This window comes from Prevotella koreensis (assembly GCF_003977605.1).
Taxonomy (GTDB): domain Bacteria; phylum Bacteroidota; class Bacteroidia; order Bacteroidales; family Bacteroidaceae; genus Prevotella; species Prevotella koreensis.
The window spans coordinates 1,994,995-2,012,269 of the sequence record NZ_RYYU01000001.1; the positions used below are offsets into that span (position 1 = coordinate 1,994,995).

General features: G+C 46.2%; 12 protein-coding genes. 6 read left to right on the plus strand and 6 right to left on the minus strand.

The annotated features are described in order from the left end of the window. Positions 1-12: 12 nt before the first annotated feature. Both EHV08_RS08405 and EHV08_RS08410 read right to left on the minus strand, forming a co-directional pair. Entirely contained in the window at positions 13-834 is an 822-nt protein-coding gene (locus EHV08_RS08405; protein WP_126678879.1) for an RsiV family protein, read from the minus strand. A gap of 38 nt (positions 835-872) precedes the next feature. Beyond that, on the minus strand, positions 873-1,571 hold the full coding sequence (locus EHV08_RS08410) for a hypothetical protein (RefSeq protein WP_126678880.1): 699 nt from the start codon (positions 1,569-1,571) through the stop codon (positions 873-875). A 706-nt stretch (positions 1,572-2,277) separates the two neighbouring features. Between EHV08_RS08410 and topA the strand changes: the two genes are divergently transcribed. The 5 genes from topA (at position 2,278) to EHV08_RS08435 (ending at position 8,470) form a co-directional block, all read left to right on the plus strand. Beyond that, a complete protein-coding gene (gene topA / locus EHV08_RS08415; RefSeq protein WP_126678881.1) occupies positions 2,278-4,692 on the plus strand; it encodes a type I DNA topoisomerase in 2,415 nt (804 codons plus the stop codon). After that, positions 4,689-5,216: a shikimate kinase gene (locus EHV08_RS08420; RefSeq protein ID WP_126678882.1), complete on the plus strand. Its 528-nt coding sequence runs from the start codon at positions 4,689-4,691 to the stop codon at positions 5,214-5,216. The genes topA and EHV08_RS08420 overlap by 4 nt, the downstream gene beginning before the upstream one ends. Before the next feature lie 135 nt (positions 5,217-5,351). Then, entirely contained in the window at positions 5,352-7,244 is a 1,893-nt protein-coding gene (gene speA / locus EHV08_RS08425) for a biosynthetic arginine decarboxylase (RefSeq protein WP_126678883.1), read from the plus strand. Positions 7,245-7,491: 247 nt separating this feature from the next. Continuing rightward, entirely contained in the window at positions 7,492-8,004 is a 513-nt protein-coding gene (locus tag EHV08_RS08430; RefSeq protein ID WP_126678884.1) for an RNA polymerase sigma factor, read from the plus strand. After that, positions 7,994-8,470, plus strand: coding sequence for a pyruvate ferredoxin oxidoreductase (locus tag EHV08_RS08435; RefSeq protein WP_126678885.1), 477 nt, complete (start codon positions 7,994-7,996; stop codon positions 8,468-8,470). The genes EHV08_RS08430 and EHV08_RS08435 overlap by 11 nt, the downstream gene beginning before the upstream one ends. Before the next feature lie 234 nt (positions 8,471-8,704). On the opposite strand, the gene EHV08_RS08440 is transcribed toward EHV08_RS08435, so the two are convergent. Genes EHV08_RS08440 through EHV08_RS08455 form a run of 4 tightly spaced genes read right to left on the minus strand, consistent with a single transcriptional unit; the run spans position 8,705 to position 13,683 of the window. Next, complete coding sequence (locus tag EHV08_RS08440) at positions 8,705-9,496, minus strand: type II CAAX endopeptidase family protein (protein WP_126678886.1); 792 nt, start codon at positions 9,494-9,496, stop codon at positions 8,705-8,707. Beyond that, entirely contained in the window at positions 9,493-10,437 is a 945-nt protein-coding gene (locus EHV08_RS08445) for a bifunctional riboflavin kinase/FAD synthetase (protein WP_126678887.1), read from the minus strand. Before EHV08_RS08445 ends, EHV08_RS08440 begins: the two co-directional genes overlap by 4 nt. 35 nt (positions 10,438-10,472) lie before the next feature. Further along, complete coding sequence (locus tag EHV08_RS08450; protein WP_126678888.1) at positions 10,473-11,093, minus strand: HAD family hydrolase; 621 nt, start codon at positions 11,091-11,093, stop codon at positions 10,473-10,475. Beyond that, positions 11,080-13,683, minus strand: coding sequence for a calcium-translocating P-type ATPase, PMCA-type (locus EHV08_RS08455; RefSeq protein ID WP_126678889.1), 2,604 nt, complete (start codon positions 13,681-13,683; stop codon positions 11,080-11,082). Before EHV08_RS08455 ends, EHV08_RS08450 begins: the two co-directional genes overlap by 14 nt. A gap of 562 nt (positions 13,684-14,245) precedes the next feature. Here EHV08_RS08455 and EHV08_RS08460 point away from each other — a divergent pair. Beyond that, on the plus strand, positions 14,246-17,263 hold the full coding sequence (locus tag EHV08_RS08460; RefSeq protein WP_126678890.1) for an InlB B-repeat-containing protein: 3,018 nt from the start codon (positions 14,246-14,248) through the stop codon (positions 17,261-17,263). Positions 17,264-17,275: the final 12 nt, after the last annotated feature.

A 17,275-nucleotide genomic window follows, 5' to 3' on the forward strand; every position in this document is an offset into this window, starting at 1 on the left:
CTGTCTAAATATTTATTCCTTTACTGATTTTGCGAATTCGGTCTCAAGCAAGCCTTTTTTCTTCATGTCTTTCAAAGAGATTTTTACTGTAGGAGTACCGAAATAGTAAGGCCCTACCTCATATTGCTGGTAAATGAATACCACGCTATCATTCTGGATGAACAATCCTGAATTAGGCAGTTCGGCAAGTTTTTCCTTTCCGTTCTCGTCTTTCAACATTGATTCGGCCTCTTTATAGTCTTTGCCCATAATGCTCTTGAATACGTTCACAAGTTCGTCGTTTACGGCTTTCTTCACATCTCCGAGTTTATCCTGTGCCAAGATGTTCATGCCAATCACCTTACCGTCGGCCTTGTTGAATGTTACACCTTTCTCGGTGTATGCTCCGTGTGGTCCGCCAAGGTAGATGTTTTCCTTCACCGACATGGTTATAATCTGGTCGTTTTCATACATAATACCAATTTCCAGTGAACTGTAAAGAGCCGGACCTACAGAGTCAGTACCTTCGTACTCGGCTTCTCCTTTCAGTTTCTTAGACTTTGTTTCTACGTAGTAGTGAGCCATTGCCCTCACGTCTTTCAAATCAACGCTATCGTTTGCCCCTACGCTCTCTTTGATAAATTCTTTCACACTCTTCTCCAAGGCTTCGTTACCTACGGGGAAAACAATCTTTACCTGGGCGGTTATATCCTGCTTGCCTTCACGGAATGTGACAGAATCACTCACGCTGTCTTTCTCAACAGTTCCGTTGTTGGCATTTTTGCCGTCACCCTTTACGTTGCTGCATGCAGCCAAGAACATTATTGCTGCAGCAAAAAACATAATCTTTTTCATTTTTTCTTCTCCTATTATTATTACCGGTTATGATTTTATTATATTTTAAACTTGTGTTTCTTTACTGTTCCGTTTGAGCGCACATAGAAAGTTTGGTCTTTGGGATTGAACTCGCAGTCGCTCCCCGAATCAAAGTCATCTACCAGTTTCACAGCCGACTCACTATTGGGGTCATGCACAAAAACGTAAGTATGAGACCACTTTTCTTTTTTGCCGATACTTATCAACGCAGCATTTTGTCTTTTATTGTTTGCAGATGAAATAGAAAGTTGTATCATCAATCCTTCTTTCAGAAAACCAAACTCGTCGAAACTTCTTTTCGTCGTCTCGTCTTCGGGGAGTTCGTAGAAAATGTTCACCGCGTTATTTGTCTTATTATTCAACCAAACGATACGTGTCCCATTGGGATGGTCATTACCCACCACGAATGTGTCGTCCATACCGTCTCGGTCGAAGTCGAAATCGAACTCCGTTGTCATGTTATTGTACATTAATTTTTGGTCTATTGTTCCGCAGTATCCGGCATCGTTGAAATCAATCAACTCTTCATCATCTAAAGAGTCGTCTTCGTCGTTACTATTATGGTCGTCATCATAGTTGAAATCGTCCATTTCATCGTTGTCTGATTGCTCTATTTTATTCTTTCCTTCAAATATGCCCCTGCTAATCTTTTCTTTTATTTTGGAGCACGATGACAAAGAGAAAAGCACTAATGTTAAAATCAATAATTTCTTCATTTTTCGTATATTATTATTTGATTGTTTTATTTTTGCGGCAAAGATACTAAATAATTGGAATAACAAAATCTTTTTGCCATTATTTTTTTCTAATAATGTAAGTATGCGGTATGGTCAATCTGATATGCTTAATTCACTGTGTAGTAGTCTTTGTTTTCTTTTTTTCGCCATTTCATCGGAATAATGCACGCAATGAGGCAAGGATTGGACTCTGAAAGCATATCTTTCGTGATGCAAAATGGGCGAATTTGGTCAGCAAAATGGGCGAGATTGCCGACCAATTTCGCCCATTTTGTTTTCAGTTATATTTCATTCCGTTCGGGATTAAGAAGTCTGTATTTACATAAAAAGCACCTTTACACTTAGCAACAGCAGTCTCTTTCTCTTTAATTCAGATTGCTCCTTTGGTGTAAGAGAGGGAAGGAGAATCTGCGGTAACTGCTCTGCTTTTCAGGTTGTTGCGGCGCGTAGGGCCGACGGACGGTACAAGATAAAAGTAGAATGTTGATCATGCCGGTAGTTGTTTTTATGCAGATATATTTTGTTTGCAAAGATCTTGTTTGTCTGAAATATCTGTTTCGGAGAGTCGGAAAATGACACATTTTTTGTGTTTATGGTTAAAAAAGTAAAAATAAGTATATATAATAAGGTGCATGCAAACTTTTTATTCTAATTTTGTCGCCCAAAATAAAACATCAATATAGTTATGTATAAGAATTTGGTTATAGTGGAGAGCCCTGCCAAGGCAAAGACCATAGAGAAGTTTTTGGGAAAAGACTTCAAGGTAATGTCAAGTTTTGGTCATATACGCGACCTTAAAAAGAAAGAGTTGAGTATAGACACCAAGACGCTGGAGCCTGACTATGAGATACCTGAAGATAAGAAAAAACTTGTGGGCGAACTGAGAAGCAGTGCCAAGAATGTTGAGAAAGTGTGGCTCGCTTCCGATGAAGACCGCGAGGGAGAGGCCATCAGTTGGCATCTGTGCGAGGTGCTCGGACTTGATGAGGAGAAGACAAACCGCATCGTGTTCCATGAGATTACGAAGCCTGCCATACTTGCTGCGATAGATGCTCCGCGCCATATCAACATGAACCTTGTTAACGCCCAGCAGGCACGTCGTGTGCTCGACCGTCTCGTTGGATTCTCGCTCTCGCCCCTGCTTTGGCGCAAGGTGAAGCCCGCTTTGTCGGCCGGAAGGGTGCAGAGCGTTGCCGTGAGACTCATCGTTGAGCGCGAACGCGAGATAAATGCTTTCAAAAGCGAACCGTATTTCAGAGTGAGCGCACTTTTCGGACATCTTAATGCCGATGGTTCGCAGAGTGAAGTGAAGGCCGAACTCGACACTCGTTTCAAGACAGAAGAGGAGGTAAAGAATTTCCTTGAAATGTGCAAAAAAGCCCATTTTATCGTTAATGAAATACAGAAAAAGCCGATACGGCGTGTTCCGGCACCGCCATTCACCACCTCTACGTTGCAACAGGAAGCCGCAAGAAAACTCGGTTTCACCGTCAGTCAGACAATGATGGTTGCGCAGCATCTCTACGAGAACGGACTTATTACATATATGCGTACCGACTCTGTTAATCTTTCTTCGCTGTGCATAAACACCGCCAAGGAGGAGATAGGGAAACTTTGGGGGCAGGAATACTCAAATCCGCGCCAGTATCGCACAAATTCCAAAGGGGCACAGGAGGCTCACGAGGCTATCCGTCCAACATATATGAGCAATCATACCGTAGAGGGAACGCTTCAGGAGCGTCGTCTCTATGAACTCATTTGGAAACGCACGGCAGCCTCGCAGATGGCCGATGCGCAGATAGAAAAGACAACAGTGAGTATTTCGTTGAGTGTTGAGGGTGGAGCGTTGAACGAAAATGGAGGGACGTTGAACGTTGATGCTTCTGCCGATAAGGCACAAAACTCGCTCAACCCTCAACACTCAACCCTCAACACTCAACGTCAAATGCCCCACTTCATAGCAACCGGTGAGGTTGTGAAGTTTGACGGTTTCTTGAAAGTCTATCGTGAAAGCAATGGCGACGAGGACAACAATGGGGAAGATACATCGCACCTGTTGCCGGCAATGGAGCGGGGAGCAGAACTGAAACATCGTGAGATTGTGGCGACCGAACGATTCAGTCAGGGGCCGATGAGATATACCGAGGCCTCGCTGGTGCATAAAATGGAGGAACTCGGCATAGGCCGACCGTCAACCTATGCACCGACAATATCTACCATACAGCAGCGCGAATATGTGCAGAAAGGCGATAAGAAAGGCGACGAACGACAGTATAGCGTCTTCACACTGCGCGGCATAAGCGTTGTGAAAACGAACCGAAAGGAGATGGTGGGGAACGAAAAAGGAAAGTTGTTGCCGACAGACATCGGTATCGTTGTTAATGACTTCTTACAGAAGAATTTCCCCGGAATAATGGATTATAACTTCACTGCACGCGTGGAACAGCAGTTCGACAAGATTGCGGAGGGCGATGAGGAGTGGAAGAGCATGATGAAACTGTTCTACAACGAGTTCGAACCGACTGTTGACAGTGCAATGAAAAAGCGCGAAGAGCATAAGGCCGGTGAACGTGAATTAGGCATTGACAATGCCAGCGGCAAACCGGTATTCGTGAAGATAGGACGCTTCGGGCCGGTGGTTCAGATTGGTACGGCCGACGATAAGGAGAAACCGCGATTTGCACAGTTGCCCGCCGACAAGAGTCTTGAGACGATAACGCTCGACGAAGCACTCGAACTGTTCAAGTTGCCGCGCAACTTGGGTCAGTTTGAAGGTAGTGATGTGGTGATTGGTGCGGGACGTTTTGGCCCATACGTGCTCAACAACCGCAAATACGTTTCTGTGCCCAAGACCATCGACCCGATGGAAATAACATTCGAAGAGGCTGTGGCACTGATAGAAGACAAGCGCAAGCAGGAGGAAAAACGCCACCTTAAGAAGTTCGACGAAGAATCGGACATGGAGGTGATGAACGGAAGATTCGGCCCTTATATCGCATATAATGGTAAGAACTACCGCCTGCCCAAAGCCCTGCATGCCAAGGCTGCGGAACTCACTCTCGAACAATGTATGGAGGTGGTGAACAAAGCCAAGAAATGAAACGGATAATTCTCATCGGATACATGGGGGCGGGGAAGACCACCATTGGCAAGGCTCTTTCGGTGGAACTCGGTATGATGTTCTACGACCTTGACTGGTATGTCGAAACCCGTATGCACAGTTCCATTCCTCGTATTTTTGCCGAGAAAGGCGAGGAAGGATTTCGGAAGATAGAGCATAACATGCTGCACGAAGTGGCGGAGTTTGAGAATGTCATAATAAGTTGTGGCGGAGGAACGCCGTGTTATCTCGATAACATGGACTATCTAAACAGGCAGGGCGAGACGGTTTATCTCAAGGCGAGACCCGAAGTGCTTTGCGGACATCTCAAAATGGGACGAGTGGAACGGCCGCTGATAAAGGGTAAGAATGAAGACGAACTGCTGCGGTTCATCATCGGGCAGTTGGAAGAGCGCGAACCATACTATACCAAGGCGAAATACCAACTCGATGTGTCGCTGATGGACAACTACGAGAAGATAAAGATAAGCGTGGCGGCAGTGAGAAAATTGCTCGATGTGTGACCGAATGATACAGATGCTCGCAATTAATTGCCATAATGTTAAGAAAATAATATGATAATATGTACGTTTATTCAATTGTGAACGCCTGATGTGAGATTATTATACAAGGATATATAACAGATAAACAACAAGCCAATGAAGAAGTGGACTATCGATGACTCCAAGGAACTCTATAACATTAATGGGTGGGGCACGTCCTATTTTGGTATCAATGACGAGGGCAATGTCTATGTGTCGCCGTGCAAGGACGACGTTAAGATTGACCTCCATGAGGTGATGAACGAACTTGCTCTGCGCGATGTGTCGTCGCCGGTGCTGCTGCGTTTCCCCGATATTCTCGACAATCGTATCGAGAAAACAGCGTCATGCTTCAAGCGGGCAGCCGATGAATACGGGTATAATGGCGAGAATTTCGTCATCTATCCGATAAAGGTAAATCAGATGCAGCCCGTGGTGGAAGAGATTATAAGCCACGGCAAGAAGTTCAACCTCGGACTTGAAGCAGGCTCGAAACCCGAATTGCACGCCGTGATAGCAGTGCAATGCCAGAGCGATTCGTTGATAATATGCAACGGATATAAGGATCAGAGTTATATCGAACTTGCCCTGTTGGCTCATAAAATGGGCAAGCGCATCTTCATTGTGATTGAAAAACTCAACGAACTTGAGATAATAGCACGCGCGGCAAAGAAACTGAACGTGAAACCGAACCTCGGCATACGAATAAAACTTGCATCCAGTGGAAGCGGCAAGTGGGAAGATAGCGGAGGCGATGCGTCAAAGTTCGGACTTACCAGTTCGGAACTTCTTCAGGCTCTTGAGATTCTTGACAAGAAAGGAATGCACGACTGTCTGCGACTGATACATTTCCACATCGGTTCGCAGATAACAAAGATACGCCGCATACAAACGGCATTGCGCGAAGCATCGCAGTTCTATATCCAACTGCATAAGATGGGCTATGACGTTGATTTCGTGGACTGCGGAGGAGGACTTGGTGTTGACTATGACGGCACGCGCTCTCCGTCGAGCGAGAGTTCGGTTAACTACTCCATTCAAGAATATGTGAACGACTGTATCTATACGTTTGTGGATGCCTCGAACAAGAATAACATTCAGCACCCGAACATCATCACCGAGAGCGGTCGTTCGCTTACCGCTCATCACTCGGTGCTCGTGATAGATGTGCTCGAAACGGCATCACTGCCGGAGATGAAAGAGAGTTTCGAGCCGGCGGAAAACGCCCATCAACTCGTGAAAGACCTATATGATATATGGGATAACCTCAACCAACGCTCGATGCTTGAAGATTGGCACGATGCCGAACAGATACGCGAGGAGGCTCTCGACCTGTTCAGTCATGGTCTTGTTGACTTGAAAACGCGTGCCGAAATAGAGAGCATGTTCTGGAGCGTTTGCCGCGAAATAAATCTCATTGTCAAGGGATTGAAGCATATACCGGAGGAACTTAGGAGGCTCGACAAACTGCTTGCAGACAAGTATTTCTGTAATTTCTCGATATTCCAGTCGCTCCCTGACTCGTGGGCAATCGACCAGTTGTTCCCAATAATGCCGATACAGCGTCTCAACGAAAGACCCACGCGCAGTGCTACACTACAGGATATCACCTGCGACAGCGATGGAAAGATTTCGAATTTCGTCACCGACCGCCATGTGTCGCATATCCTCCCGGTACACACTTTCCATAACAATGAACAGTATTACCTCGGCGTGTTCCTCGTTGGAGCATATCAAGAGATTCTCGGAGATATGCACAACCTCTTCGGAGATACCAATGCCGTGCATATATCCGTTAAGGATGGCAAATACCATATCGACCAGATTTTCGACGGAGAGACCGTGGAGGATGTGCTCGACTACGTGCAATATAATCCCAAAAAACTTGTTCGCCAACTTGAAACATGGGTTACAAAGAGCGTGAAACAGGGAAAAATATCGCTTGAAGAAGGTAAGGAATTCCTCTCAAACTACCGTTCCGGGCTGTACGGATATACTTATTTGGAATAGTAATAAGCGAGAGTGCGAACCTATAAAGGAGTTTAGGAGTGCAGTGGCATTAGAGTTTGGACAATATTACTTGACTTGTGGCTTTTTTGTAAGTGTGAATATAACAAAGGTTTTGCTCAAATTATCATGCTACTGCACTCCTAAACTCTTTGTTAAAAACATTACACTTAAAAGCAAATTAATGTTAAACCCTTGCCGTTTCGTGTAACTTACACCCATCATAAATCGTCATTTGCATAGAGAGAAGATGAAAAATATCAGTTTCCGTAACGATGTATTGCCGTTAAAGGACGTGCTCTACCGCCTTGCTCTGAGAATAACTCTCAGCCATGAAGAGGCAGAGGACATCGTACAGGACACGCTGATAAAGGTATGGAACAGGCGAGACGAGTGGCAAATGCTTGAAAGCATAGAGGCTTACAGCATGACAATATGCCGAAATCTCGCGCTCGACGCAATCAAGAAAAAAGACAATAACAACGAGTCTATTGAGCAAGGAATTGCCGAAATGTCCTACCAAACATCCGATCCGCATGAGTTGATGATCCGTAAAGACAGAGTCGAAATGGTGAAACAACTCGTAAACAGACTTCCGGAGAAACAACGCAGTTGCTTGCAACTAAGAGATTTTGAAGGGAAAACATACAAAGAAATTGCTGAGATACTGGCAATCACCGAAGAACAGGTGAAAGTGAACATTTTCAGGGCACGCCGGTCGATAAAGCAACAATTTGACAAAGCAGACAGTTATGGATTATAAATACATCGAACAACTACTTGAGCGTTACTGGCAAGGCGAGACTTCGCTCGAAGAGGAAGAGATTCTCAGAACCTTCTTCTGCCAGAAAGACCTCCCCGAAGGGCTGCGACAGTATGCCCCGCTCTTTGTTTATGAGCGCGAGGAGACACGCACTGACCGTCTCGGTGACGATTTCGACAAGCGTATGCTTGAGTTGGTTGGCGAACAAAGACCGGTGAAGGCGCGTACCATAAGCCTGACACAGCGCATGATGCCGTTGTTCAAGGCTGCCGCAGTGGTGGCGATATTCCTTACGCTGGGCAATGCTGCGCAGGTGGCTTTCAGCGATGCCGATAGGTCACAGCCTGCAAATAATGCCGGAATCTCAAGGCGTGTTGATGCTCCTTCTGTGGCAAAGGCAGACTCCGTAAGGCTCGACTCTATCAAGAAAGTGCAGCAAGAGGTGTCGTCGGTCATAATAAAATAAGACAATTTTCTAAGCTTTCTCTATAATATCAATCATGTTAAAGTAAAACGCAAAGAAGTTGTGAAACTTCATTCTCTCAAATTTTTCATAATATATTGAATTAATAGGACTTGAGACACCGTTCATTGTGAGCGGTGCCTCTTTGTTTACCATCGTCCGGTTAATACCCCGATAGGTATATGAGTAAGAAATTATGGAAATTATATACCTTGTGGAATATTAATCGATTGGGGTCTATTGTTTCATCGAACGGTGCAACTGATATATTGCCGGCACCAATATCATCAGCGAGAATACCACGCTTAGTGTGGCACGCAACGTGCTTCCGCCATACAGGTCGGCAAGAGTCATGTTGTCGATATTGGATATCGAAGAAGCCATTACGAACACCGCGAGGTTGTTTACACCATGTATCACTATGCCCGGAACGACACTATTAGTGCGGACAAACACCCAACCGAGCAACAGTCCGGCCAGAAAAACGTGCGGGATTTGTATGGGATTGATGTGCGCCACGGCAAATATTGCCGCAGATATTACTATCGCCAACTTCTTGTTGTCTCTCCATTCTAACAGCGAACGGATAACAGCCCCGCGGAAAATCACTTCCTCACAGAGAGGTGCACAAATCACAACGGAGATGTAACCCAATGGAGAACCGAGCAGACTATCCAACGGTTGTGACAGGTTGGGCAGAAAACTGAGGTGTTCCTGAAGCCACATTGATGGAAGAACGGTACCCAATGCGGCCACGATGCACCAAAACACCACTTTCAATGGACGGCTGCGCACGTAATTGCGACTCACAGGACAGTACCTGCGCCACAGGAAATAGCCAAACAGTATGATATCCGCTACAATCGTAGCCCACATTTCTACCTCTATCGGAACTGCCGTTTGAGATTTGCTACCGAGAGAATCTATAACCCCATTGCCAATACTTAGGAGATAGATAAAACTCGCTACGAACATTGCTAACCCTGATATTAACAGGAAAAGCAGCAGATAGGAAATTGCTATTTTCATTCTTTTATATCTTTTTCAAATTGTTCTTTCACCATTATGGCATCCTTTTCGAGTTGTTCTTTCAGTTCTTCTTTTGACGAGAACTTTTTCTCTTCGCGCAGTTTATGTATGAATGCCACATTTATCCTACGGCCATAGATATTGTTGTCGAAATCGAGAATGTGAGTCTCCAATGTTTGTATGTCGCCGTTGAAAGTGGGTCTCGTGCCGATGTTCATCATCGCAGGCATTGTTCCCGGCATACCTTCCAATTTTACCCTCACTGCATACGCCCCATTGGCAGGTATTATCTTCTGCTTGTTCTCCGGTTCGATGTTTGCAGTAGGGAAACCCAGTTCGTGCCCTATGCGATGCCCTTTTACCACGATTCCGGATAAAGCGTAGTGGTATCCGAGGCAACTCGCTGCCATTTCCACCTCTCCCTTGTTGATGAAAGAACGTACCACGGACGAACTTACACCAACGCCATTAAGCATTAAAGCCTGCGATGGCAATACCTCGATGCCCATTTCCCTGCCATAGCGCACATAGTCGTCGAAGCCCTCGCTGCGGTTATGTCCGAAACGATTGTCGTAACCGATAACCAAGACCTCTACTCCGAGCCGCTCTTTAAGTATATCCTGCATGAAGTCGTGTGCCGAAAGTTGTGCCATTTCCTCGCTGAAAGGCAGCACGGCGCAGCGTTCTATGCCTGTCTCGGAGAGCAAAGCGGTCTTCTCGTCGTTTGTTGACAGCAGACGTGGAAGATAGTCACTGCCGAGTACTTGTCGTGGGTGATGATCGAAAGTGATTACCGTGGAATCAATTCCACGGCTCTTTGCCTCTTTCACCACACGGTCGATAAGGAACCGATGACCGCGATGCACACCATCGAAGAAGCCTATCGTGGCAACGCAAGGGCTTTTTTGGCGACAGCCATCGGTAAGTATTATTATCTCCATTTGCGTCTTTTTATTGTTTTTTCGTAACCAAGCGGTCACAGTTTCTTCATCCACAGCCACCCTTCCGGGTCGTGCAGCGTGTTTATGCCAATGCTTTCTGCTGCGGCACAGTTGGCGGCAGAGTCGTCGATGAACAGTGTCTCGGCAGCATCAATCTGTGCTTCGGCAAGCATGGTGAGGAAAATATCGCGCTCAGGCTTCACCATTCCCATTTCGTATGAGAGGAATATGCGTTCGAACAAGTCATCAACGCCGAGTTCGCCGCAATGAAAGTATTCTTCAACCGAACGCTTCCAGTGTATCACGTTGGTGTTACTGAGCAGAAATATGCGGTAGTCTTTTTTCAGACTTGCAATCCTTTGCAGTTTCTCCTGCGGTATTCCCGTGAGCAGTTCGCCCCACGCCCACGCTATCTTCTCATCAGAAGCGGTGCAAAGAGGAGATTTCCGTCTCACCTCGTTGCAGAACTCCTCCACGTCGATGCGTCCTATCTCAAGGTCGTGAAACAAGTCTTCCTGTCGGCACTCGTCCACATATCCCGATATTTCTCGCGCCCCGATGATGTCCAAAGCTGCGATGCAGCGGTGCTTGTCCAGCCCAACGAGCACGCCGCCGAAGTCGAACACTATGTTCTTTATTGTCTTATCTTGCGTCATTTGCTATGTTATTCTTTATTCGTTTAATCAGCCTCCACACCTCGCCGAGCCACATCACAATCGAAGTGGCAGAAATTATCAAAGCCCATTCCTGCCAAGTCAGGCCGTCGGTGCGGAACATGTTGCCGCCAAACTCAACTATGAGCCACTGTCCCACCATGATTGATAGCAGTACAATGAGCAACCCGTGGTCACGCAGCAGGTAGCGGAAGGCACTGTGACTGCTGCCAAGTGTCTTCGCATTGAACAGATTCCACACCTGTAACATCACGAAAGTGGTGAAGAAAATGGTCAGTTCGTGTCGTTGCACACCGAAATCGGCATCGTCATATAGGCAGTGCCACAGCATGGCGAACAACATAACGAAGAACGACAGACCGCAAAACAGTATGCCTCGGATAATCGGTCGCGAAAGGATAAAGTCATTTTGTGAGCGTGGTTTGTCCTTCATCACCTCACGCGATGGCGGCAGTGAGGCGAGAGCCATTGCTGCGAAGGTGTCCATTATCAGGTTTACCCATAATATCTGAGTCACGGTGAGCGGCAGTTCGGTGCCTATCAGCGAACCGGCAAGCACCAGTAACAAAGCCGTTAGATTTACTACCAACTGGAAGAAAAGAAATCGCTGAATGTTCCTATACAGCGAACGTCCCCACATCACGGCATGCGTGATGCTTCTGAACGAGTCGTCGAGCAGCGTCATGTCGCTTGCCTGCTTTGCCACACTGGTGCCCGAGCCGAGCGAAAGACCCACATGTGCATGGTGTAGCGCAGGTGCATCGTTCGTTCCGTCACCTGTTACGGCCACCACGTTGCCGTGCTTCTGCAACATCTGCACCAACCGTTGTTTGTCTTGCGGGCGCGCCCTGCTTATCACTTTCAGTCTTTCCACCCTTGCAAATGCCTCCTCGTCGCTCAGTGCGGCGAACTCTGCACCTGTTATATGGAAGCCATTGCTCGGCTTAATACCTATTTGTCGCGCAATCTCTATCGCTGTTCCCGAGATGTCGCCGGTGACTATCTTTACCTCTATCCCTGCGTTTTGACACTGTGCCACGGCATCCGGAACATCCTCGCGTATCGGGTCTTCGAGTGCTGCTATTGCCTGTAGGCGCAGCCCTTTCAGTTCGTTCTCAATCTTATCTCCTACGAATGGTTTCGCCGCCAATGCCAATGTGCGCATTGCTTTGCCCTGTTTCTCATTAAGGAACGCTTCGGCACGGCTACGCTCCCCGTCATCAATGTCACACATTTGCATTACTATTTCCGGTGCACCTTTAACGAACAGCCATTCTTTTCCTTCCACCTTGACAGCCGTTGCCATCATCTTGCGTTCGGTGGAGAACGGCATCAGGTCGGTTGTCTCGGCCTCGCTGCGCACCTTTTGATAGTCAATCCCCTTGCTGCTTACCCATTCCAGTAGAGCCACCTCAGTTGGATTGCCCACGCCGGTATGTGCGGTGGTGTTAATGGCAATGGCCGTTGTAAGCAGTTCCTGTTGCAGTTTTTCATTGTCACCGAAAATCATCATCTCCTCCACACGCATTCTGTTTTGCGTCAGAGTGCCGGTTTTGTCGGTGCAAATCACGTTTACTGCTCCCATTGTCTCGCATGCATGCAGTTTTCTTACGAGGTTGTTGCTCTTCAGCATTCGCCTCATGTTCAGTGCCAAAGCCAGCGTTACCGCCATCGGCAGACCTTCTGGCACGGCCATTACGATAAGCGTCACGGCCATCATGAAGTATTTCAGAATCTCCTCTGCCATGCCGAGATAATTGTCAGAGTGCCAAAGGGTGGTGTTTGTTATTATGTCGTGGACAAGAAAAATCACAAAGGCTGCTCCGGCAATGGCAAACCCCACCTTGCTGATTAGTTTTGCCAAGCGATTGAGTTGTAGGTCGAGTGGAGTCTTTATTCCGGTGTCCTCGGTACTGCTGCGTGCCACATTGCCTATTTCTGTGTGGTCACCCACGGCCGTGACAGAATATTCGCCGCTGCCGTTCATCACCATTGTGGAGCGCAGCACCATATTCTGCGGGTATGCCGAATCGCCCTTGCCATACTTATCAGTGTCGGCGTGCTTCGTGGTCAACTGTTCTCCCGTGAGCGATGACTCGTCTATTTGCAGGTCTGACGAAACAATCAACATACCGTCGGCAGGTATTTCGTCGCCCGTTTCCACGAAAACGATGTCGCCTACAACCACATCGCGCCTTGCTATGTTCGTCACTTGTCCGCCGCGTCTCACCTTCACCGGCTGTTCCTCGTTTAGCGATGACAACATTTCAAACCTCTTTGCAGCATCATATTCAAAGTAAAAACCGATGGTGGTGGCAAGGAATATGGCAATGAAGATGCCTATTGTTTCCATGAATTTGCCATCGACGAACGCGAGGATAAGCGAAACTGTCGCGGCAACAAGCAATATCAGAATTATTGAGTCTTTGTATTTCTCAATATATAATTTCCATATTGGTACTTTACGCGGTGGTGTAAGCATATTGTCGCCATGCTTTGAACGACTCTCGTTCACTTCTTTCTCGTTCAATCCGTCACGTGCAAATGCGATTCCACTTGTTTCGATACCCATAAATAAATTATTTGAGTGCTATATTAAAGATAATTGGAATGCAAAATTACAAAATTTTAATCACTACTCATTCCTCATCTTTCTTTTTTACACTTATTTAGCAATCTTCAGCCTAATCATTCACTTTTGTAATGACTTTGAACCCAAACGGCAGTTAGGGCGCATTTGCTTGGAATACCATTCCACGTCCCTTCATATTCCGTTTTATATCCTTTCGCCGACCAATTTCGCCCAATTTACTCTGCAATTTCGCCCATTTTGCCGACTAATTTCGCCCATTTTGTTTTCTTGGCGATAATTTTTCCGTTAGAGTTATGACAGTAAATAGAGATTATGATATGTGGAAAAGGAATAGTTGTAGTGGCATTATGTGTGTTATTGTTTGATTTTCAATGCTTTGCAAAAATATGAAATGCTATTTAGATAGGGTTGTTGCTTGTGCGAAGACATGTGGAATCTTGTGTCGGTTCACATTCATTGAATACGTTAATTTTTTTAATTTTTATGATTATTACAATGGTTTTTCTTATTTTTGCAGCCATAATTAAACAAATAACCATAAATGAGAAAACTACTATTTCTTTTTTCGATGCTCGTATGTGCCGTGCTAAATATGTCGGCAGAGAGCGTAATCACCATGACCACAAACAAGTCTTATGGTGACACTTTTGTTTTTAATCCTATGCCATTGGCCGAAGGCATAATCTCTGTTGATTGGGGAGACGGAGAGAAAAAAGACTATCAAATGAGTCCTACGATGATGCCTTACCAACTCAGAACAGAAGGAGTGCTGAAAGGTAACACCGTAAAAATATATGGAGTACTCGCCGAATTGTCTGTCAACGAGCAAGGCTTAACGGCTCTGAAGTTAGAGGGACAGTCGGGATTGAAAAAACTCAATGTCTCCAAGAACTTGCTGACATACGCCACACTCGACCTCGGCGATGCCCAAAACCTCAATGTGCTGTCATTGGCAAACAACAATATTCATATCCTGAACTTGCGGGAATTCTCTAAGTTGGAATTTTTCGACATTTACGAAAACCCGAGTTTGAGCACTGTGGCGTTTGCCGACAACAACCCGAACATGAAGATGATAACTATGTACGGCTGTGACGTGTCGCATTTCTATGATACTTACAACTTCCCGAATCTCACAAGTATAGATCTTCATGACAATTCGCTGATGGACATCTCACTGCCATCTGCCAAGTATCCTGCGCTAACATCGGTGAACGTAAGCAACAATATGATTTCTGCTATTGACGTTAGCGAACTGACAGCACTGGAAAACCTCTCGGTGGCTCACAACAAACTCACAAAAATTAACGTTGCCGCGAACACCGAACTGCAGAGCCTGACGATAGCATACAACGACATAGAGAAACTTAATCTCTCAAACAACAGCAAACTAAAAAGTCTCAACGTAAGCAAAACAAAACTTACCAAACTCGATGTTTCAAAGATGGCCTCGATGAGATCCCTTTATTGTGACTCACTGCGAATCAATCGTTTGGAAGTGAGCGGACTGAAATGGCTGCAGACTTTGTCGGCAAAGGCTTGCGATCTTGAGTTCCTCGACTTCACTGCAAACTATTTCACGCTGCGCTATCTTTACCTGCAAGGCAATACAAACTTTACTCCGCAGTCGCTCAATTTCATGTATAGCACGACACAAGACCCCGACCGCACCGGCTATATGTACGTGGCAGGATGCAACGGAGAGACGGCAAATGCAGAGAAGTATCTCATGAACAACAATTCGGACTCTCATTGGAACATTGATGTCAAGGGCGATGGCTCGTGCCCGATGGACGATGTGGTGATAACGCAACAGCCCACTACCGGCGGTACATACAAGGTAATGAAGCGCGATATGACATATTCGCCGGATCATAATGCCTTCGAACGTCATTACAATGAGGTGGGTAGCGACGGTAAGGTGGTGCCCGGCTCAATCCTTTGCGTGCGCTACACTGCCGAGGAAGGAAAAGAATACAAGGGCGTAATGGTCGATGGAAAACTCGTTCAGGACACTCTCTTCACCGTAACTGCGAATGCTGACGTAAAAGCAGTGTTCGAAGGAGCGGACAGTGAAAGGTGTATTACGCTGACCGTGCCACTCGGACAGAAAAGTACATACGGCATCGGTGCCGACAATGCCAATACTCCGGTGAGAATAGACTGGGGAGATGGTGAGTTGAAAGAATATACTGCCACGACAAAATGGACATTCATCGATGGAACAACAGAGGGTACGCAGGTGAAAATCTACGGTGACGTGACTTATCTGAATTGCGAAAGTTACCCGGACTATGCCACAGACAACAAGATTTCTGCGATAGACTTGTCGAAGAATGACAAACTGAAATATCTCGATCTATACTTCAATCAACTGGCGGAAATAGACGTTACAAACCAGCATGATTTGCTCTATCTTGATGTGTCGATGAACAAAAGTATTAACAATGTGGATGTTACGAACAGCCCGATGTTGCAACAACTGAGGGCGTATGGGCTTGGAAATATGAGTGCCATAGACATAAAGAACAATCCGGAACTGGAGTATGTGAATCTCAAGAATACTCAAATAAGCAACATCGACTTGTCGAAGAACGACAAACTGATTTACTTGAACCTCACAAACTGTGCTCTGCAAAATGTTGATGTGTCAAACATGGCCGAACTGAAAGAACTCAATGTGGGCAACAATCTCATTGAGAATATAGACCTCAAGAACAACACCAAGTTGCTCGTTCTGTCTGTCAGTCATAACAAACTCAGCCAACTCGACCTTTCCAAGAACACATTGCTCGAAAAACTTGGTGCCGCAGAGAACACTCTCGCATCGCTCGACCTCTCGGCAAATCCCTCGATATGGTATATTGAGGTGCGCAGTAACGGATGGGATGCTTGTCAGTTGAACGATTTCTACTACAAACTTCCGATGTATGTTGATCCGGGCGAAGACGTTACGGGAAGCACAACGCCAACCAAACTGTGGATAGCAGGCGGAGTGAATGCCAACGACGTGGAGCACTCGGAGACATTGATTGCCAAAGCGAAACTATGGTTGATGAACTACACCGATAACGGTGATGGCACCGGTTGTAACGATGCTTACATCACTGTGCTGCCTTACACCAATGGCGAGGTGGTTGTGAAAGATGCCGGCAACAATGTGGTAAGCAGCGGTTCGAAAGTGAAGAAGAACACGGTAATCACCGTTGAGGCAACTCCGGAGAACGGTTATTCTGTGACTTCGATGAAAGCGAACGGAGAAGACGTTATCGACAATAAATTCACAATTACCAGAGCAACAGATATTGCAGTGAAATTCGCATTGGTAACGGCTATTGATGGTGCGCAGCGCGTTACCGCAACGGCAGAGGGAGGCAATCATGAGATTACGATAACCACCGACTGCGAGGTTAAGACAACCATACTCGGCGCGAACGGTAAAGTGCTCTTTAACGACACCGTGGCCGCCGATACCGCAATCAGTCTGCCCGCAGGCATATATATCGTTACGCTACAGCGTGGCGCAGACGCTGTAACCCGTAAATTGCTCGTAAAATAATTATTGCGTTTT